The organism is Flavobacterium silvisoli (assembly GCF_004329815.1).
Taxonomy (GTDB): Bacteria; Bacteroidota; Bacteroidia; order Flavobacteriales; family Flavobacteriaceae; genus Flavobacterium; species Flavobacterium silvisoli.
Map to the genome: position 1 here is coordinate 1 of NZ_SJPE01000014.1, position 21,464 is coordinate 21,464.

12 protein-coding genes are annotated in these 21,464 nt (G+C 39.8%); 10 read left to right on the forward strand and 2 right to left on the reverse strand.

What is annotated here, in order from left to right; all coding sequences use genetic code 11:
* The first annotated feature begins 38 nt into the window (after window positions 1-38).
* The 4 genes from EZL74_RS10800 (at window position 39) to pafA (ending at window position 10,380) form a co-directional block, all read left to right on the forward strand.
* Window positions 39-5,780 (forward strand): gliding motility-associated C-terminal domain-containing protein, encoded by a 5,742-nt coding sequence (locus EZL74_RS10800; protein WP_204745136.1) that lies wholly within the window; start codon window positions 39-41, stop codon window positions 5,778-5,780.
* A gap of 11 nt (window positions 5,781-5,791) precedes the next feature.
* Window positions 5,792-6,751, forward strand: a complete 960-nt coding sequence (locus EZL74_RS10805; protein ID WP_131476628.1) for a PorP/SprF family type IX secretion system membrane protein — start codon at window positions 5,792-5,794, stop codon at window positions 6,749-6,751.
* Between the two features lie 11 nt (window positions 6,752-6,762).
* Entirely contained in the window at window positions 6,763-8,643 is a 1,881-nt protein-coding gene (locus EZL74_RS10810; RefSeq protein WP_161971730.1) for an OmpA family protein, read from the forward strand.
* Window positions 8,644-8,766: 123 nt separating this feature from the next.
* Window positions 8,767-10,380, forward strand: coding sequence for an alkaline phosphatase PafA (gene pafA, locus EZL74_RS10815; RefSeq protein WP_131476630.1), 1,614 nt, complete (start codon window positions 8,767-8,769; stop codon window positions 10,378-10,380).
* Between the two features lie 53 nt (window positions 10,381-10,433).
* Here the strand turns inward: pafA and lysA are convergent, their stop codons facing one another.
* Together lysA and EZL74_RS10825 are read right to left on the reverse strand one after the other, a co-directional pair.
* On the reverse strand, window positions 10,434-11,639 hold the full coding sequence (lysA, locus tag EZL74_RS10820) for a diaminopimelate decarboxylase (protein WP_131476631.1): 1,206 nt from the start codon (window positions 11,637-11,639) through the stop codon (window positions 10,434-10,436).
* A gap of 68 nt (window positions 11,640-11,707) precedes the next feature.
* Window positions 11,708-12,118: a hypothetical protein gene (locus EZL74_RS10825; RefSeq protein WP_131476632.1), complete on the reverse strand. Its 411-nt coding sequence runs from the start codon at window positions 12,116-12,118 to the stop codon at window positions 11,708-11,710.
* A gap of 185 nt (window positions 12,119-12,303) precedes the next feature.
* On the opposite strand from EZL74_RS10825, the gene sucC reads away from it, so the two are divergent.
* The 6 genes from sucC to EZL74_RS10855 all read left to right on the forward strand — a co-directional run bounded on the left by sucC (window position 12,304) and on the right by EZL74_RS10855 (window position 21,462).
* A complete protein-coding gene (gene sucC / locus EZL74_RS10830) occupies window positions 12,304-13,497 on the forward strand; it encodes an ADP-forming succinate--CoA ligase subunit beta (protein WP_131476633.1) in 1,194 nt (397 codons plus the stop codon).
* Window positions 13,498-13,650: 153 nt separating this feature from the next.
* On the forward strand, window positions 13,651-15,633 hold the full coding sequence (locus EZL74_RS10835; RefSeq protein ID WP_131476634.1) for a tetratricopeptide repeat-containing sensor histidine kinase: 1,983 nt from the start codon (window positions 13,651-13,653) through the stop codon (window positions 15,631-15,633).
* A gap of 37 nt (window positions 15,634-15,670) precedes the next feature.
* Entirely contained in the window at window positions 15,671-16,438 is a 768-nt protein-coding gene (locus tag EZL74_RS10840; protein ID WP_131476635.1) for a LytR/AlgR family response regulator transcription factor, read from the forward strand.
* 105 nt (window positions 16,439-16,543) lie between these two features.
* Entirely contained in the window at window positions 16,544-18,931 is a 2,388-nt protein-coding gene (locus EZL74_RS10845) for a DUF7619 domain-containing protein (protein ID WP_131476636.1), read from the forward strand.
* Window positions 18,932-19,110: 179 nt separating this feature from the next.
* The gene (locus tag EZL74_RS10850) at window positions 19,111-20,394 is read left to right on the forward strand and encodes a citrate synthase (RefSeq protein WP_131476637.1); all 1,284 of its coding nucleotides are present in this window, start codon (window positions 19,111-19,113) and stop codon (window positions 20,392-20,394) included.
* Between the two features lie 114 nt (window positions 20,395-20,508).
* Window positions 20,509-21,462 carry an arginase gene (locus EZL74_RS10855; RefSeq protein ID WP_131476638.1) on the forward strand — a complete coding sequence of 318 codons (954 nt, stop codon included), beginning with the start codon at window positions 20,509-20,511 and terminating at the stop codon, window positions 21,460-21,462.
* Window positions 21,463-21,464 lie beyond the last annotated feature (2 nt).

Genomic DNA, 21,464 nt, shown 5'->3' on the forward strand with positions numbered 1-21,464 from the left:
TATCGGGRACTTACACGGTCAACACAACAGTAGTATTGGTGAGTGTGACCACCTCGGGTTCACCAAGCTGTACCAAACCACTCAGCCAAACGGTAACTTTAACGGTAATTGACCCGACTGCCTCGGCAAGTTTTGCACCAACAACTATTTGTGCCAATACCAGTTCGACTCTGACTTTCACCGGAACACCGAATGCTACGGTAACMTATACCATCAACGGAGGAGCCAACCAAACCATCGTTTTAGATGCTTCTGGAACCGCCACTTTATCGGGAACTTACACGGTCAACACAACAGTAGTATTGGTGAGTGTGACCACCTCGGGTTCACCAAGCTGTRCCAAACCACTCAGCCAAACGATAACTTTAACGGTAATTGACCCGACTGCTTCGGCAAGTTTTTCGCCAACAACTATTTGTGCCAATAGCAGTTCGACTCTGACTTTCACCGGAACACCGAATGCTACGGTAACATATACCATCAACGGAGGAGCCAACCAAACCATCGTCTTAGATGCTTCTGGAACCGCCACTTTATCGGGGACTTATGCAGCTAATACGACCGTAGTATTGGTGAGTGTGACGACCTCGGGTTCACCAAGCTGTACCAAACCACTCAATCAAACTATAACCTTAACGGTAATTGACCCAACTGCCTCGGCAAGTTTTTCGCCAACAACTATTTGTGCCAATAGCAGTTCGACTCTGACTTTCACCGGAACACCGAATGCTACGGTAACATATACCATCAACGGAGGAGCCAACCAAACCATCGTTTTAGATACTTCTGGAACCGCCACTTTATCGGGGACTTATGCAGCTAATACGACCGTAGTATTGGTTAGTGTGACCACCTCGGGTTCACCAAGCTGTACCAAACCACTCAATCAAACGATAACCTTAACGGTAATTGACCCGACTGCTTCGGCAAGTTTTGCGCCAACAACTATTTGTGCCAATAGCAGTTCGACCCTGACTTTCACCGGAACACCGAATGCTACGGTAACATATACCATCAACGGAGGAGCCAACCAAACCATTGTTTTAGATGCTTCTGGAACCGCTACTTTATCGGGGACTTACACGGTCAACACAACAGTAGTATTGGTTAGTGTGACCACCTCGGGTTCACCAAGCTGTACCAAACCACTCAGCCAAACGATAACCTTAACAGTAATTGACCCGACTGCCTCGGCAAGTTTTGCGCCAACAACTATTTGTGCCAATAGCAGTTCGACTCTGACTTTCACCGGAACACCGAATGCTACGGTAACATATACCATCAACGGAGGAGCCAACCAAACCATCGTTTTAGATGCTTCTGGAACCGCCACTTTATCGGGGACTTACACGGTCAACACAACAGTAGTATTGGTTAGTGTGACGACCTCGGGTTCACCAAGCTGTACCAAACCACTGAATCAAACTATAACCTTAACGGTAATTGACCCGACTGCCTCGGCAAGTTTTGCACCAACAACTATTTGTGCCAATAGCAGTTCGACTCTGACTTTCACCGGAACACCGAATGCTACGGTAACATATACCATTAACGGAGGAGCCAACCAAACCATCGTTTTAGATGCTTCTGGAACCGCCACTTTATCGGGGACTTATGCAGCTAATACGACCGTAGTATTGGTTAGTGTGACCACCTCGGGTTCACCAAGCTGTACCAAACCACTCAATCAAACGATAACCTTAACGGTAATTGACCCGACTGCCTCGGCAAGTTTTTCGCCAACAACTATTTGTGCCAATACCAGTTCGACCCTGACTTTCACCGGAACACCGAATGCTACGGTAACATATACCATCAACGGAGGAGCCAACCAAACCATCGTCTTAGATGCTTCTGGAACCGCCACTTTATCGGGGACTTATGCAGCTAATACGACCGTAGTATTGGTTAGTGTGACCACCTCGGGTTCACCAAGCTGTACCAAACCACTCAGCCAAACAGTAACCTTAACAGTAAACCCGCAACCCAATGCTGGGGTTAGTCCTGCTCCGGTTTCAGTTTGTAAATCGGGAGCAGCCTTTGATTTGTTCACGCTATTAGGAGCAACAGCTCAAACTGGGGGAGTTTGGACTCCAGCTTTAGCAAGCGGTACCGGATTGTTTAATCCGGCAGTGGATTTATCTAATACCTATACTTATACAGTAACCGGAGTTGCACCGTGTACTTCTGATTCAAAATCAGTCCAGGTAACAGTTGTTTTGCCGCCTGAGGCTGGAAATGATGGAAATTTACCACTTTGTTCAAATCAAAATCCTGTTGACTTATTCACTGCTCTGAATGGAACTCCGCAGACAGGAGGTGTTTGGAGAGATCCTTCTAATGCTGTCATCTCTAATATTTTGAATCCGGCTACAGCTGTCTCCGGAAATTATACATATACAGTAGCGGGTACAGCGCCGTGTCCTGATGATGTAGCGGTTGTTGCGGTTACGGTTACGCCGGGACCCGAAGCCGGAAACAGTGGGCCTTTTTCAATTTGTTCTAATAGCGCCCCCTATAATTTATTTAGCCAGTTAGGGGTTAATGCTCAACTTGGTGGTGTTTGGACAAACCCTTCCAATATGGTGGTTACGGGTATTTTTGACCCATCAACTGATCCGGTTGGAGATTATACTTATACGTTGTCGGGGATAAATCCGTGTGATAATGATGTGGCGGTAATAACCGTATCTATTTCACCTGTGCCTGATGCGGGTATAGGAACGGTAAAAACACTTTGTTCCAACGGAGCACCGGTTGATTTGCTGACACTTTTAGACGGAACTCCTCAACCAAATGGTGTTTGGACCGATTCATCCAATACAGTGGTTTCAAATATGTTTGATCCTGCTACCGGACTTTCGGGAGATTATACTTATACAGTAGTTGGCGGAGTAGGGTGTGACCCGGCTTCAGCCACAGTTTCGATAACTATATTACAAGCGCCAAACGCCGGTAGCGATGGTGGTACCAGTGTTTGTATTGACAGCACCGGATTGGATTTGATAAATTATTTAGGAAGTTCATACGATGCAGGAACGTTTAGTGATGACGATAGCACTGGGGCGTTGAGCGGAACGATTTTTAATCCATCATTGACTGCACCGGGAGTATATCATTTTACTTATACCGTTACGGGTGGACCGGCACCATGTACTACAGATACAGCTTTGGTCACTATTACGGTAGTTGATTTGCCAAATGCCGGTACGGCGGTTTCAATAGCTCCAGTTTGTAATTCGGTCGGAACGATTGATTTGACCACTTTGATTCAAAATGCGGATGGAAATGGATTGTGGTATGACATGAGTGATAACGAAATTACTAATCCGATTGATATTTCCTCGTTTACTGTCGGTAGCTATTCATATTATTACATGGTAAGCAATGATTGTGGTAGTAGTGATCCAACTGTCGTTACTTTTGAGATTTTAGACAATCCTGCATTAGATAATGCAAATATTACTATACCAACAGTGTGCGTAACCAATGATGTGACAGTAAATTTATCGGGAATGGTTGACGGAACTTATACCCTGAATTATGATTTGAGCGGTAGCAATGTTGTAGCCAACCAAACCGTAACCGTTACGGTAACCGGAGGAACCGCCAGTTTTGTTATACCTACAACTACTGTCCCGGCAATAGGCACAACAACCATAAGTTTTACATCTATTCAAAATACCGCAACAACTTGCCAATCTTCATTGACCAATGTAACCGGTAGTATCATTATCAATCCGGTAGTCCAATTGGAAAATGCTAATCTTTCAGTGGCCGCTGTATGTGTCGGAAGTGATGCAACGTTAAGCATAGCTAATGCTACAAATCTTCCGGATGGAAATTATCAATTTGATTATACCATACCTACAGGAAATCCGACGACAGGAAGTTCAGGAAATGTGACAATAACAGGAGGAAACGGTTTGTTTACAATACCGGCCGCCATGATAGGAACAGCAGGCAACTATTCCATTACCATTAATGCCATAACAACAGCAACTGGTTGTTCCAACAATAATGAAGATGCAGCCACTACATTTACCGTAGTCAATCAAAACAATGCCGGAACTTTCACACCGTTGCCTTCCGTTTGTTCTTCTGTGGGTGTTTTTGATTTGAATACCTTATTAACCGGTCAGGATTCGGGTGGTGTGTGGACAGACAGCAGCAATGCGGTGGTTACTTCGCCTGTAAATATTGTAACCTTTGTGTCGGGAAGCTATTCGTATACTTACACAGCTAACAATGGTGTTTGTTTACCCGATTCAGAAACAGTTCAATTCACTGTTTTAGCCAGTCCAAAGTTGACAACTCTGAATGTTACCGCAGCCTCAATCTGTATAGGGGCAAACGGTATTGTTAATTTTAACGGAATGACCGATGGTGTTTATACACTTGACTATGATATTACAGGAGCTAATACTTTGACGGCTCAGCAAACCATAGTGACAATTTCGAGTGGTACGGGTAGTTTTTTAATACCAAGTTCAGTATTGCCGAATGCAGGATTGACCTTGATTACTTTTACCAAAATAACAGACAATACATCATCCTGTTTTAGTTTGGTTAATGTGCCGGTTTCTCTCACTGTTAAGCCTTTGGCTGATATTGATCCGGCAAACTTAACCATCCCGAGTGTGTGTTTAGGAAGTTCAGTGGTGGTTAATATTGCCAATGCAACAGGGTTGCCTGATGCGGTTTATCAATTCAATTATACTATCCAGGGACCAAATCCTGCTACCGGAACTACCGGTAATGTAACTGTTATCGGAGGTGTGGGTCAATTCAGTTTCCCGGCTTCTATGTTTACAACTACCGGTAATTATACCTTAACTATTATTGGGATTGTATCGCTTACCGGTTGTACCAATCCGGCAGAAACAGCCTCGGCTACTTTTGCTATTAATGCTATTCCTGATGCAACCGGAGCTCTCATAACAGTTCAGGATACTTGTGTTGCCTCTGACAGTACAGCAACGGTTACAGGAGCTACCAATTTACCGAATGGGAATTACACTGTAGTTTATGACCTCTCAGGAGCCAATACAGCTACTGCGGTCAGTACGACTGTAGCCTTTGTAAACGGAACGACTTCGATTATTATACCGGGAACTTCTTTGGCTAATTCAGGGACTACAACAATTACCGTTACTTCTATAGTTTATGCCACTTCCGGATGTGGAGGTCCGTTGACTTTTACCTTGGCGACCAATTTCTCAGTGGCTACCTTAGCTGAGCCAACCTTAATTCCGGATGGGTTTATTTTCTGTGACGACGATAGTCCTAAGGTGTTGAATTTGACGGCCAATATTGTTCCGGTTCTTGGACAAACAGTTATCTGGTATAATGCTCCAACCGGAGGTACTGTTTACGATGAAAGTGATTTGTTGGTAGACGGTATCACATATTACGCCGCTGCAGTAGCTGCCAGTGGATGTGAAAGCGCAACTCGATTACCGGTTGAAGTTGATTTGTCAGGTTGTGCAGACATCAGAATACCGGATGGGTTCTCTCCGAATAATGACGGCATCAACGATACTTTTGTGATTGATAACTTGGCGCAATTGTACCCGAAATTTACTTTGGAAATCTACAACCGCTACGGAAACAAAGTGTATCAAGGAGATATTAACACCCCTAATTGGGATGGAACTACTACCGAAAAAGGATTGAAATTAGGAAATAATTTATTGCCTACCGGAGTTTATTTCTTCATCATCAACTTCAATGACGGAGCCAGAAAACCATATCAAGATAGAGTATACTTAAGCAGATAATGAGAAATACTATGAAACATAAAACGATACAATATCTCTCGGTGCTATTCGTTGCCTTTTACTCCACTTGGGTACAGGCACAGCAAGATCCCGAGTTTACTCATTATATGTACAACATGAGTGTCATCAATCCGGCTTATGCTACAGATAATCCGGGAGTGATTAATTTAGGGGGAATATACCGGGCTCAATGGGTAGGCATCAAAGGTGCACCCACCACTCAGTCTTTCTTTGCGCACAAACCTTTGTCTAAGAAAGTTGAAATGGGAGTGTCAGTAGTACATGATGAAATTGGTGAAGTGGTGAAAGAAAGCAACATTTTTGCTGACTTCGCTTATGTTTTAGATTTAGGAGAAACTACAAAATTATCTTTCGGGTTGAAAGGAGGAGTTACGCTTTTCAGTACTGATTTTACCGGATTCGAATATACGGATTCCGCTTTAGATCCGGCGTTTAAGGAGAATATCAGCAAAACATTTCCCAATGTTGGTGCCGGAACCTATTTATTTGGATCTAACTATTATGTTGGATTTTCTGCCCCCAATTTACTGACTACAAAACACCTCGAAAAGCAATCGGGAATTACCACTACGGGTGTTGAAGCCATACATTATTTCTTGACCGGTGGTTATGTTTTTACCTTTAACGGCAATGACAACCTCAAAGTAAAACCGGCTTTCATGGCCAAGGGAGTTGAAGGAGCTCCGGTTTCAATTGATTTGACCACCAATGTTTTGATTAATAACAAATTCGAAGCAGGTGTAGGCTACAGACTGGATGATTCTGTCAGCGGATTGGCCAGTTTTTATGTAACGCCATCTCTCAGAATCGGTTATTCGTATGATTATACCCTGACGAATTTGAGAAAGTTCAACTCGGGTTCGCACGAGGTTTTTGTCCTTTTTGATTTAGGAAAAAGCAAAGATAAAGATTCCGGAAAAGGGTATGACAAATCACCAAGATTCTTTTAAAAATGAAAAGGATGAGAAAAATTTACTACATAGTTTTTGTTTTTTGCAGTATTACGACTCTTTTTGCCCAAAAGAAAGCCACTGTTAAAGATGGCAACAGTTTGTTTCAGACAAAATCCTACGTCAAGGCGGCGGCTATTTATGAACAGGTAGCGCCGTCAAAAGAAGTGTTGCAGAATTTAGGCGATTGTTACTATTACAATTTTCAAATGAGCAATGCCGTTCGCGCCTACAAGCAATTGTTTACCACGTTTAAAGACAGTATAGAAAAAGAAGTTTACTTCCGATTTGCCAATGCTTTAAAAGGGACCAAAGACTTTGAGAAAGGGGACAGTGTCATGAAACTGTACCTGGGTTATGAACAAAATACCCAACGTTTCATGAAAAGCGCTTCCCGAAATTCGGTTATGAGCTATAAATTGGAAATAATGTCAAAAGACAAAAATAAAGGTGATTTCGGTATTTCATTTTACGGCGATAAAGTAGCATTTTCCTCAACCCGCAATGCCATGGGAAAATCATATGGCTGGAATGAAAAACCGTATTTGGATTTGTTTTCGGCAACCGTCGATGACAAAGGGCAGTTGACCAATATAGAGCCATTCCCGGACCCTATCAATACCAAATTTCACGAAAGTAATGCGACATTTACACCCGATGGTAGAATCATGTACTTCAACCGAAGTGGAGATAAACAAGTAAAAGTTGGTGAAGAAATGGTTGCGACCATAAAGATTTTTAAAGCTGAATTCAAAGACGGAAAATGGATTTATGCCACAAAACTGCCGCTTTCCAATGATGAGTATTCGGTAGAACACCCTTGTCTGACCAAAGACGGAAAACAAATGTATTTCGCCAGCGATATGCCCGGAGGTCAGGGTTCTATGGATTTATATGTAGTCGATATTGATGCAAACGGAATCTTTGGTCAACCACGAAATTTAGGACCTACAATAAATACATTACACCGCGAGCAATTTCCTTTCATATCTACTGACGGAACATTGTATTTTGCTTCTGATGGTCATCAGGGATGTGGAAATCTAGATATTTTCATGGCCAAAAAAATCAGCGATACTGAGTTTGACAAACCTGTAAATCTGGGGTCTACCATCAATAGTGAAATGGATGATTTCAACTACATCATTGATGAAGAAAAAAATCAAGGCTATTTTGCTTCAAACCGCGAGGGAGACGATAACCTCTATACTTTTGTACGCGAGCCTAATAAGTTACAGTATTTGGTAGAAGGAGAAGTGCGCGACAAGAAAACATTGGCGCTTTTACCGGGTTCAACCGTAAAATTATATGACGATAAAGGAGTGTTGTTGGATGAAGTGTTGGTAGGTAAAGACGGTGATTTTATGTTCAATACCGAGCCGAATAAGAAATACAAAATCATGGCTTTCAAAGATTTCTACATTCCGGCAGAATCAGAGTTTGAAACCAGCAAGAATGGTAAAGTGTATTTAGATCTTCAGATGAAAGTAGAATCGTATTACGATGCCGAAGACATCATCAACAAAAAAGCTGACGGAACAGTTTTAATCGATTTGGAGAACATTTATTTCGATTTAGACAAATGGAATATCAAGCCTCAGGCAGCGCAGGTATTGGACGTTTTGGTCAATTTATTGAAAAAATACCCTTATATGGAAATTCAAATTGGCTCTCATACCGATTCAAGAGCATCGGCCATGTATAATTTGAGGTTATCCAACAAAAGAGCGGCATCGGCTTTAGAATATCTGGTGCAAAACGGTATTGAAAGAAGACGATTGTCATCGGTAGGATATGGCGAAACCAAACCGCTTATCATTTGTCCGAAAAACGATTGTACCGAAGAAGAGCATGCGGCCAACCGCAGATGTACGTTTATGATTTTAAAATAAGTTGTTAGTTATAATAGTTGTTTAAAAATTGGGAATTTTTCAAAGGCGTTCGGGTTCGGAGGCCTTTGTTTTTTTATGCGCATTCATCCTGATTCAGTACTTTTGTAATTCAAATGTATTCTTATGAAAAAGTTTCTGTTGCTTCTTGTTTGTTGTATTGCCGGAGCAGTATCCGCACAAAATCGACCTAAATTGGTTGTCGGTATCGTTGTTGACCAAATGAAAATGGAATACCTTTATCGTTTTCAAAGCGATTTTTCTGATAATGGTTTCAGGCGATTGATGAACAATGGCTACACCTTCCACAACATGCATTACAATTATATGCCCACTTATACTGCGCCGGGACATGCTTCTATTTATACCGGGACCACGCCTGTCAATCACGGCATCGTCGGGAATGAGTGGTTTAGCCGTGCGTTAGGTAAAGAAACCTATTGTACCGATGATGCTTCAGTGCAAACTGTTGGTGAAGGAACACCAGAAGAGGGAGCCATGTCACCCAAAAATTTACTGGCTACTACAATTACCGATGAATTGCGGTTGTCTACCAATTTCAAAGGAAAAGTTATCGGAATCAGTATCAAAGATCGCGGAGCTATTCTTCCGGCCGGACATTTTGCCAATTGGGCATTTTGGTACAGCAAGATCGGAAACTTCATATCCAGTACTTTTTACGGAGAAAAACTACCGGAATGGGTAAATGAATTCAATGCTCAAAAAGGATATTTGAACTATCTTAACAAAGGCTGGAATTTGTTAAAACCTATAGCAGCTTATGACGAAAGTTTGGCCGATAATAATCCGTATGAAGGTAAATTATACAAAGCTGAACAGCCGGTTTTTCCGTATGATTTGAAAGCCATGTATGAAAAAAATGATGCGGGAGTGTTGCGCAGTACTCCTTTCGGGAATGATTATGTGGCTGATTTTGCCAAAGTAGCTATTGAAAAAGAAGCGCTGGGAAAAGACAGTATTACCGATTTTCTGGCGGTGAGTTTTTCTTCAACCGATTATGTGGGACACTTACTCGGGCCACGTTCTATGGAGTTGCAGGATACCTATTTGCGTTTGGATTTGACTATTGCTGATTTTTTGAATTATTTAGATAAAACGGTTGGGAAAGACAACTATTTGGTATTCCTCACAGCAGATCATGCCGGTGCTGAAAACGCCCGATTCCTGAACGATCATAAATACAACGTGACTAATGTGGAAACAAAAGAAATCAGAGCCGCTTTGAAAAAGTTTTCATCAAACGCATTCGGAGAAGATTTAGTGTTGAATTACAGTAATTTCAATCTGTTCTTTAATAAAGAAATTATCAAAAATAAAGGACTAGAATTGCCAAAAGTAAAACAAGCGTTCAAGGACTTTTTAATGACTCAACCTCAGGTGAAGAGAGTGTATACGGAAGAAGAAATTCTGGCCAATTCAGGCGGTGATTATTACCTCAATTTCATTGCCAAAGGATACGATGTTACCCAGAACGGGGATTTAATCATACTCGACAAACCCGGTTATATCGAATACGGTCCCACCGGAACTTCTCACGGAACAACTTACAGTTATGATACTCATGTGCCGTGTATTTTTTACGGCTGGAACATCAAAAAAGGGGAGACACACGACAAAAAAGAAATAACAGAAATTGCTCCGACTTTGGCACAAAAAATAAAAATAACCATGCCAAACAGTACTGAAAGCAAAGTACTCTCGGAAGTGCTGGATAAGTAATGGCAAACGTTCAAAAGTTGATAAAATACCGATACGTCGGTATTTTTTTTTGTTTACACTTCAATCATAATCTGATTTTGCAATAAGTCTTCAAAAGATTCTCGTTCCCTAATCAAATGACCTTTGCCATTTTTCCACAGCACTTCGGCCGGCTTGAAACGCGAGTTGTAGTTGGAAGCCATTGAAAAACAATAGGCTCCGGCGTTCCGGAAACACAAAATATCTCCTTCGTGAATTTCGGCAATTCTGCGATTATTGGCAAATGTGTCGGTTTCGCAAATATAACCTACGACGGTGTAGAACCGCTCTTTTCCTTTAGGATTCGAAATGTTTTCAATGGCATGTTGCGAACCGTAAAACATCGGACGAATCAGATGGTTAAAACCACTGTCAATTCCGGCAAAAACCGTAGAAGTTGTTTGTTTGACTACATTTACTTTGGCCAAAAAATAACCGGCCTCACTAACCAAAAATTTGCCCGGTTCAAATGCTAAAGCCAACTTGCGACCGTATTCTTTTTCAAAAGCTAAAAAACGTTTGGTTAGTTTTTTGCCTAATTCTTCGATGTTGGTTTCGATGTCGTCTTTTTTATAAGGGACTTTGAAACCCGAGCCGAAATCGAGAAAATCCAAATCCTTGAACTGTTTGGCGGTATCAAACAAAATTTCGGCAGCATACAAAAAGACTTCAATGTCTAAAATATCCGAACCTGTATGCATGTGAATGCCGTTGATGTGCATTTTGGTGTTTTCCACTATGCGCAACACATGCGGAATCTGGTAAATCGAAATGCCGAATTTGCTATCAATATGTCCTACAGAAATGTTTTCATTTCCGCCCGCCATCACGTGTGGATTGATGCGGATGCAAACAGGAATGTTAGGGTGTTTGGTGCCGAAATGTTCTAAAACCGAAAGATTATCAATGTTGATTTGAACACCCAATTGAGCAGCTTCCTCTATTTCTTCAAAAGAAACGCCATTGGGTGTAAAGATGATTTTATCGGGGGTAAATCCGGCATGCAATCCTAATTGTACTTCCTGTATGGAAACGGTGTCAAGACCGGAACCCATATTTTTGAGTAACTTCAGAATAGAAACATTCGACAAAGCTTTCATCGCATAATTGATGCGAAGTTTTTCTACTTTGGAAAAGGCATTAGTCAATCGGTGGAATTGTGATTCAATTTTTTCGGCATCGTATACATACAAAGGATTGCCAAATTCATGTGCTAAGGCTTCTAATTCTGATGGTTGCATAACTTTGATTTTTTACAAAGCTAAGTATTCCGTCTTTTGGTTTCCAAAGAAAATAACAATAATTGCCGTTACTGTTTTAGGGTGATGAAAAATCCGTCCGCTACCGATTGATCTATAATCAAACTGTTATTTGATATTGAAAAGCAACCGTAGGAACTGCCGTTTATTTCCAGACTTTCGTTGCAAGGCATTTCCGGATTGTTGACCAATTGGTAATTGTACACTCCTGTTTCGAGTACGTCCCATTTATTAGGGTCAGGGTTGTTGTTGACTACTGTTACGGTTTGGGTGATTGGATTGAAATCCCAAACAATGGTTCCGGGAGTAAAATTGTTATTGATTCCGGCAAAAGTGCCACTCACATTAACCAGTTTCCATCTTCCCTGAATTGAGTTGATTGCGGCTGCATTTGAATCTTTGCTGCAACCTGTAGCGAGGAAGAGCGCTAAAAGAGCAAAAGGGGTGATTAGTTTTTTCATAGTTTTTTGATTTTAATAAAAGATACTTTTGCTCAAAAAAGGTTGCGTTTGCCCTGAAAAATATCCCGGTACCAAGAAATATACTAAATTGGTATACATTTCTTTTTGGTTTGGTTCTAATTAATTACTTTTGTGGCACATTTGGCTGAATTAGGTTTCAGCAGTTCACAAACTAACTATTTATTATGAACATACACGAATATCAAGGAAAAGAAATATTAGCCAGTTATGGCGTTCGCATTCAGCGAGGTATTGTGGCCAACAATCCGGTAGAAGCAGTAGCTGCAGCCAAACAATTGACGGCTGAAACAGGTACAGGATGGCATGTGATCAAAGCTCAAATTCACGCTGGTGGAAGAGGAAAAGGCGGAGGTGTAAAATTGGCCAAAAACCTGCAACAGGTTGAAGAACTGGCTGAGCAAATCATCGGGATGCAATTAATCACTCCGCAAACTTCTGCCGAAGGTAAAAAAGTACACAAAGTATTGATTGCTGAAGATGTATACTATCCGGGTGAAAGTGAAACGTCTGAGTTTTACATGTCAGTGCTTTTAAACCGTGCCACAGGAAGAAACATGATCATGTATTCTACCGAAGGAGGAATGGATATTGAAGAAGTTGCCGAGCATACTCCACATTTAATTTTTACTGAAGAAATTGACCCAACAGTTGGTTTACAAGCCTTCCAAGCACGCAGAATTGCTTTCAATTTAGGGCTTTCAGGAAATGCTTTCAAAGAAATGGTGAAGTTTGTTGACTGTTTGTACAATGCATACATCGGTTCGGATGCTTCAATGTTTGAAATCAATCCGGTGTTAAAAACATCAGACAATAAAATTATGGCTGTTGATGCGAAAGTAAACATTGATGACAATGCACTTTACCGTCAACCGAAAATTGCCGACATGCGCGACATCCGTGAGGAAAATCCAATTGAAGTGGAAGCCAAAGAGGTTGGTTTGAACTACGTTGATCTTGACGGAACTGTGGGTTGTATGGTAAACGGTGCCGGATTAGCTATGGCTACTATGGATTTGATTAAATACGCAGGTTTTGAGCCGGCGAATTTCTTAGACGTAGGTGGTACTGCTGATGCTAAACGTGTTGAAACAGCTTTCCGTATCATCCTGAAAGATCCGAATGTAAAAGCCATTTTGATTAATATTTTTGGTGGAATTGTGCGTTGTGACCGTGTGGCTCAAGGTGTAGTTGACGCTTATAAAAATATGGGCGATGCCATTAAAGTGCCAATTATCGTTCGTTTACAAGGAACCAATGCTGAGATTGCTAAAGAACTAATTGATAATTCAGGTATGCCAATCTTATCAGCGGTACAATTCCAAGAAGCTGCTGACCAAGTAAAAGTGGCCCTTTCTTAAGCTTAAGAATACAAATTATAAAGTAAGAATCCCGAGTGAAAGCTCGGGATTTTTTTTGGTCAAATTCTCGATGAAACTGCTCAAATTCTAATTTTGAACCGGGTAAGCCAAATGGAAATGCTATTTTTGTTTAAGACATTTGAAAATGGATAAATGAAAAAAGTAAGACCTCTTCTTTTGTATGCGCTGCTCGTTTTTTCGACGGTTGGCTGGACACAAAATCAAAAAATCGACAGTCTGATACTGGTTTTGCAAAAAACCAAAAATGATATCGACAAAGTTCAGTTGCTCAATACTATTGCTGACGAATACAAAGCAGGTGATCCCAAACAGATGCAGAAATATGCCAATGAAGCACTGCAGTTGGCAACCAAAATTAATTACTCTATTGCCAAAGGTAATGCACTACTCAATTTAGGAAATTCAAATATTCTTTTGGGCAACTATCCTCAAGCGTTGCAGTTTTTTTCTGAGGCACAGGCTGTGTTTGAAAAAGCGATCGACAATGCTTCCAACGAAAACAACAAAGAAATTAATAACGGACTTGCCCGGGCTTACGGTAGTTTGGGAGTTGTTTTTTCGGAACAAAATAATTATGCCAAAGCTCTGCAATACCACCTGAAAGCCGTTAAAATTTATGAAGCCGATAAAGATATGGCCAAATGTTCCCGGGTGTATAACAACATAGGAGTAGTTTATAAATCGCAGGGAGATGACTTCAAAGCCTTAAATTATTTCATCAAATGCCTGAAGATTCAGGAAAAGATGGGAGATAACACGGTTGGGATTACCACAACGAATGTGGGAAACATTTACTTAAAACAAAAGAATTACGATAAAGCTTTTGAGTATTACAACAAGGCGAAACAACTGTTTACAAAATTTCCGAATCAGCGTGGGCTGGGAGAGTTGTATAACAATTTGGGGTTGTATTACAAGGAAACCAAAAATCCTGCTGAAGCATTGATTCAGTATACTAAAGCAATTGAAACTTTTACCGGAATTGATGACAAATTCGGGCTCTCGGATACGTACTATTTCATAGGCGATATTTATTATGAACAACGTAACTGGAATGAAGCTCTCAAGTACACTTATCTTTCGTTGACGTTAGCCAAAAAAATCAACGTGTTGGAGCAGGTGCAACTTGCTGAAAAACGGCTGAGTGAAATCTATGAAAAACTAAACAAGCCCGATGAAGCTTTGCGGCATTTCAAGTTGTACAATATGGCCAAAGACAGTCTGAGTAACAACGAAAATGTACGCAACAGTGTGCGTGCCGAGATGAATTTTGAGTTCGAAAAGAAAGAAGCATTACAAAAGAAAGAGCAGGAAAAGCGCGAAGTCATTTACAACGAAGAAGCTAAACGCCACCAACAGCAAATCTTTTTTGTGATACTGTTTATTTTATTGGCTTTCGGGATAGTATTTTTGATTTACAACCGATTGCAGTTGAAAAAAACGCTGACACTGCAAAAAGAATTGGCAGAATACGAACAGAAAGCTCTGCATTTACAAATGAATCCGCATTTTGTTTTCAATTGCTTGGGCTCGATATCGAGTTTTATTGTGCAAAACGGTACCGATTCGGCTATCAAATACTTGTCTAAGTTTTCCAAACTTATGCGATTAACGTTGGAATATTCGAAAGAATCGTTGATTCCGATTGATAAAGAAATAGAAAGTCTGCAGAATTATCTGGAGTTGGAACAATTGCGTTTCAATAATAAATTCAATTTTTCGATTATAAAAAGCATTGAAATTGAAGATGATATGGGGTTGCCACCGCTATTGTTGCAGCCTTTTGTAGAAAATGCCATCATACACGGTGTGATTCCGAAAAAAGAAATGGGAAGTATTGCGATTCGATTTGAAATTGAAAAAGAAAGTTTGCTTTGTACTGTTGAAGACAGCGGTATTGGTTTTCAACAGTCTAAAGCACAAAAAGAACATTCGGTAGCGGCTCACAAATCGATGGCGCTTGATATTACCCAAAAACGATTGGAAATGATTGAATCGGTTACCCACAAAAAAGCCAGCGTAACAATGGATGAAGTTAAAAACAGTCACGGAGAAGTATTGGGAACCAAAGTTACATTGCATTTACCGATTCAATATGTCAATGACAAACATTAAATCTCAATCAAAAACACAGCATAAAGCAATAAACAAAATGATAACAGCAGTATTAATAGACGACGATAACAATTTGCGCAACGGAATGAAATCTTTACTGACTCGCTATGCTCCCGATATTAAAATTATTGGAGAAGCAGACAGCGTGGAGAGTGGAACGGAATTGCTGTTGAGCAGTCCGCCTCAGGTGGTCTTTTTGGATATTCATTTGGGCGATGGTTCGGGTTTTGATTTGTTGGAAGCTGTAAATCAGAAAGGGAAACTGAATTCGCAACTGGTTTTTATCACGGCGCATGAACAATACGCTATTAAAGCTTTTCGTTTCAGTGCATTGGATTTTTTGCTGAAGCCGGTTGACCCAGAAGAGTTGGAAAAAGTAATCGGGAAACTGAAAAACGTACTCGATAAAAATGACAGTGTGGCGCATATTGATTTGCTGTTGGAAAACATCCGCAAAAAAGTTGATAATTTCAAACGCATTGCCTTATCCAATTCTGACGGTATTCATTTGTTTGAGGTAAGCGATATTATCCGTTGTGAAAGCGAAGACAATTACACCAAGTTTTACATTAAAAATAACAAGCCGGTGCTCATATCCAAAACGCTGAAAGAGTATGAAGATTTATTGACCGAACACGGGTTTGAGCGCATTCATCAGTCGCATTTGATTAATCTTTCATACCTGAAATCTTATATCAAAAAAGATGGAGGTTATGTGATAATGGCAGACAACAGTAATCTTCCCATTTCACAACGAAAGAAGGAACGGTTACAGGAAATTTTAATCAAACAGTTGAGCAGTTGATGCAAATTCTAATTCAAAACCAGTCTTTACTCAATTGTCAATACAACACCTTAGAAACCAATTTATCTTTATAAGAAAAATACAATCAAAACGAAACTAACGATTATGAAAAAACTATATTTTTTACTGTTGCTGTTTTCGGGAACCGTAAGTGCCCAGATTGTGAATATACCAGATGTGAATTTTAAGGCGAAGTTACTAAGCGCAAGTCCAACTCTTCATATTGCATCGAACGTGAATCCAAATAGTACAGCTTCACCTAATGTTTATACGGCAGTTGATACAAACGGCAATGGTGAGATAGAAGTAAGTGAGGCAGAAGCTATTGTTTATTTAACTGTAAGTGGAAGTCCAATGAGCAGCAATACTATCTCAAGTTTGGAGGGAATACAGTATTTTACAAATCTAAAATGGCTATATTGTAGTAATAATACTTTAGAAACGCTCGATATTAGTAATAATTTTGCGTTACTTAGTTTGAGTTGTACAAACAATCTATTAACATCAATTATTTTTGATAATCCTAATCTTGCTTCTTTATCTTGTGGTTCAAATTTACTAAGTACGTTAAATCTTCAAGGATGTCCTGGGCTTTTAACTCTTGGCTGTGGGGCAAATAATCTTACAACTATAGATTTTGCGAGCAATCCGTTGTTGAAAAGTGTAGGAATAGCTAACAATCCTTTGACTTCGATAGATGTAAATAATTTACAGAATTTAGAAGGATTAGCTATTAATTATACTAATATAACCTCTATAAACGTTAGTAATAAACCTAATTTGCTTTCGGTTAATCTTGGATATAATGCATTCCTAACTAATGTTGAGTTAGTAAACTTACCGCATTGTTATAAAGTAAACATTCAAAACTGTAATATTTCATCAATTGATTTGTCTACGGTTGCTTACATGCCGTATATCAATTCAGGAAATGTTTTGGAACCATCTGTTTATAAAATAAGTTTAAACAATAATGCCAATTTGACACATGTAAATTTTAAGAATGGATTTAATAATCCGAATATCGACTTCTTTTCTAGTGCTTTGAATAATCAACAGCAATATTTGTGTTTGGATGAAGGCGATGTTTTTTCCTTTATTGATTTTAATTCAGGATCGCTTATGTCAACCTATTGTAATTTTAATCCAGGAGGATTATACAATACCATCACAGGTATTATGACTATTGATGATAATAATAACGGTTGTGATGCTTTGGATGATATTCAATCTAATATCAGAGTAAATATTAATGACGGGACGAATACCGGCGCAAGTTTCACTAACTCTATTGGTAACTACACTTTCTACACCCAAACAGGAAATTTTACTGTAACTCCCGCAGTTGAAAACCCAACTTGGTTTGCTTTTTCGCCGCCAACAACTACTGTTTCGTTTGCAAATGCTAATAACAATGTAGTGACACGAAATTTTTGCATCACAGCCAATGGTATTCATCCTGATGTTGAAGTAATTGTGGCGCCGGTTTTGCCGGCACGTCCCGGTTTTGATGCCGTTTATAAATTGGTTTACAAAAACAAAGGCAATCAAACATTGTCAGGTAATGTAACTTTTGCATATGATGACAATGTTTTAGATTATGTATCAACTACTGAGGTTCTCACAGCGCAAAGTGCTGGTTTGCTGACTTGGAGTTATGCTAACCTATTACCGTTTGAAAACAGAAGTTTCTATGTGACATTACATGTGAATGCACCAACGGATACCCCTGCAGTGAACATTGGTGATGTATTACACTTTACGACCGTTGTCAATCCTATTGCCGGAGATGAGTTTCCCGCAGATAATACTTTTCAATATAACCAAACAGTAGTAGGGTCGTTTGATCCTAATGATATTACATGTTTAGAAGGAGCTGTAATTCCACCTTCCGAAATAGGTAATTATTTGCACTATATCATCAACTTTGAAAATACCGGTACAGCTGAAGCTGAAAATATAGTAGTGAAAGAAGTAATTGATACAACTAAATACGATTTGAGTTCTTTGCAAGTTTTAAACAGTTCCCATCTGGTAAATGCGAAACTCACCAACAATATAGCTGAATTCATTTTCCAAAATATCAATTTAGACTCCGGCGGACATGGTAATATCTTACTCAAGATTAAATCAAAAAATACTTTGGTGCAGGGCAATATGGTTAGCAAAAAGGCGAATATTTATTTCGATTACAATTTTCCGGTTGCAACCAATAATGCTGATACGGTATTCCAATCTTTGAATACTCCTGATTTTCCTAAGGATGTTACCATTAGTGTTTATCCGAATCCGGTAAAAAATACGGTTACCATCACCAGTCAGTTTGCTGTGAAATCAATCGAGTTGTATGATGTACAAGGAAGATTACTGCAAAAGCAACTGACCAACGAAAGCAGAGCAGCACTTGACATGAGTGCACAAATCAAAGGAGTTTATTTCATCAAGATAATAACCGAAAAAGGAATGAAAGTAGAAAAAGTGGTTAAAGAATAAACTTGAAATAATTGTGGTAGAGGCGCACTTTTGTGCGCCTTTTTTTTGACCTATACCAACCTTGCAAAAATTATCACAAATTTAACGAAAACGTTGTCGTAATTCTTTTTTATTTCATTTCGAATTCCCTAATTTTGTTGAATTGTTAAACAATCAGATTTAATTCCCTAATTTATATTATGTCTAAAACAGCAATATTAGAATTTGATGGCAAAAAATACGAGTTTCCTATAATCACCGGAAGCGAAAATGAAACGGCTATTGATATCGACAAATTACGCGCTTTAACCGGCGCGATTACTATGGATCCGGGCTATAAGAACTCAGGGTCTTGTATGAGTGACATTACGTTCCTAGATGGTGAAGAAGGTATTCTTCGTTACCGTGGTTATGCCATCGAAGATTTAGCCGAAAAGGCCGGTTTTCTTGAGGTTTCCTACTTGGTTATTTTCGGAGAATTGCCAACTAAAGCGCAATTGGAACAATTTGAGAACGATATTCGCAAATATACTTTGGTTAACGAAGAAATGAAAAACATCATCGATGGTTTTCCGAAAACCGCTCACCCTATGGGCGTTTTGTCTTCGCTTACCAGCGCATTGACGGCTTTCAATCCTAAAGTAGTTAATGTTGAAAACGAAAAAGAAATGTACGATGCTGTGTGTAAAACCATGGGTAAATTCCTAGTGATTGCCACATGGACGTACCGAAAAATGATGGGCTATCCATTGAATTATTACGATAACACTAAAGGCTACGTAGAAAACTTTTTACACCTGATGTTTGAATTGCCAACCGGACCATATAAAACCAATCCGGTGGTAATTGATGCGTTAGATAAATTGTTCATCCTACATGCGGATCACGAGCAAAACTGTTCAACATCAACAGTGCGTATGGTAGGTTCTTCTCATGCCGGTTTGTTTGCTTCTATTTCTGCCGGAGTTTCTGCGCTATGGGGGCCATTGCACGGAGGTGCTAACCAAGCCGTATTGGAAATGTTGGAAGCCATTCAAAAAGATGGTGGCGATTCTGCAAAATATATGGCCAAAGCCAAAGATAAAGATGATCCGTTCCGTTTGATGGGATTCGGTCACCGTGTGTATAAAAACTTTGACCCAAGAGCAAGAATCATCAAAAAAGCAGCCGATGAAGTATTAAAAAACTTGGGTGTAGATGATCCTATCCTGAGAATTGCCAAAGAACTGGAAGAAGCCGCTTTAGTTGATGATTATTTCGTATCCAGAAAATTATATCCAAATGTTGATTTCTATTCCGGTATTATCTATCGCGCTTTAGGAATTCCTACAGATATGTTTACGGTTATGTTTGCTATCGGTCGTTTACCGGGTTGGATTGCCCAATGGAAAGAAATGCGTGTCAACAAGGAACCAATTGGTAGACCGAGACAGATTTACACCGGTCATCCTTTGAGAGATTTCAAACCAATGGATAAAAGATAATTTCTTCCAAAATATTATAAACAAAGCTTCTCCTAACCGGGAAGCTTTTTTATATTTGTTCACAACGAAACAGACCGGAATGTTGCCATGCAATGTTGGTCAAACCTATTTTTTATGAACAAAGAGATTGTTTTTTTACTCAATAAATCTGAAATTACGGCCGGTTCACGGGGAGCTTCATTAGGCCCCGAAGCCATTATGACCGCTGCCAGGAAAAAGGGAAGTCCTGTTTTTGGAGAACATACGGTCAAAAAAATCAAATGTGTAAATGAACTGTTAGATAAACCAACCTCTTTTGAATTTGCCAAGCGCATCGATGGATTACTACAGGTATATAATGAACTCAATGCTGAAGTTGCAATATTGTTAAAAAACAATCAGTTTCCACTGGTTTTGGCAGCAGACCACGGTTCGGCAGGAGGAACCATAGCCGGAATCAAATCGGCATTCCCCGATAAAAGATTAGGCGTAGTTTGGATTGACGCTCACGCCGATATACACACTCCTTATACGACCCCTACCGGAAATATTCATGGCATGCCCTTAGCTACTGCACTGAATATTGATAATTTGGAATGCCAAAAAAATGAGGTCAATACACCCACGAAAGAATTTTGGAATCAGCTGAAAAGCGTGGGAGGGATAGCGCCTAAAATTGCACCGGAAAATTTAGTATATATAGCGGTTCGCGATACCGAAGAACAAGAAGATGCATTACTCGAGCGTTTCAATATCAGGAATTATAAAGTGGATGAGGTTCGCCAAAAAGGGGTAGCGCAGATCATAAATGAAATCGATGAAAAGTTAAAACACTGCGATTTGTTGTATGTCTCTTTTGATGTGGATTCAATGGATCCCGAAATGACATCATACGGAACAGGAACTCCTGTAATTAATGGATTAACACCCGAGGAAGCCAAAGAAATTTTGACATCTTTGGCCCAAAAAACTAAAACAGTTTGTCTTGAAATAGTTGAAGTCAACCCGTGTTTAGACGATAAAGTAAACAAAATGGCCGAAGTTACCCTCGAACTTTTAGAAGCGGTAACCGGAGTCTTAAAACAGTAACT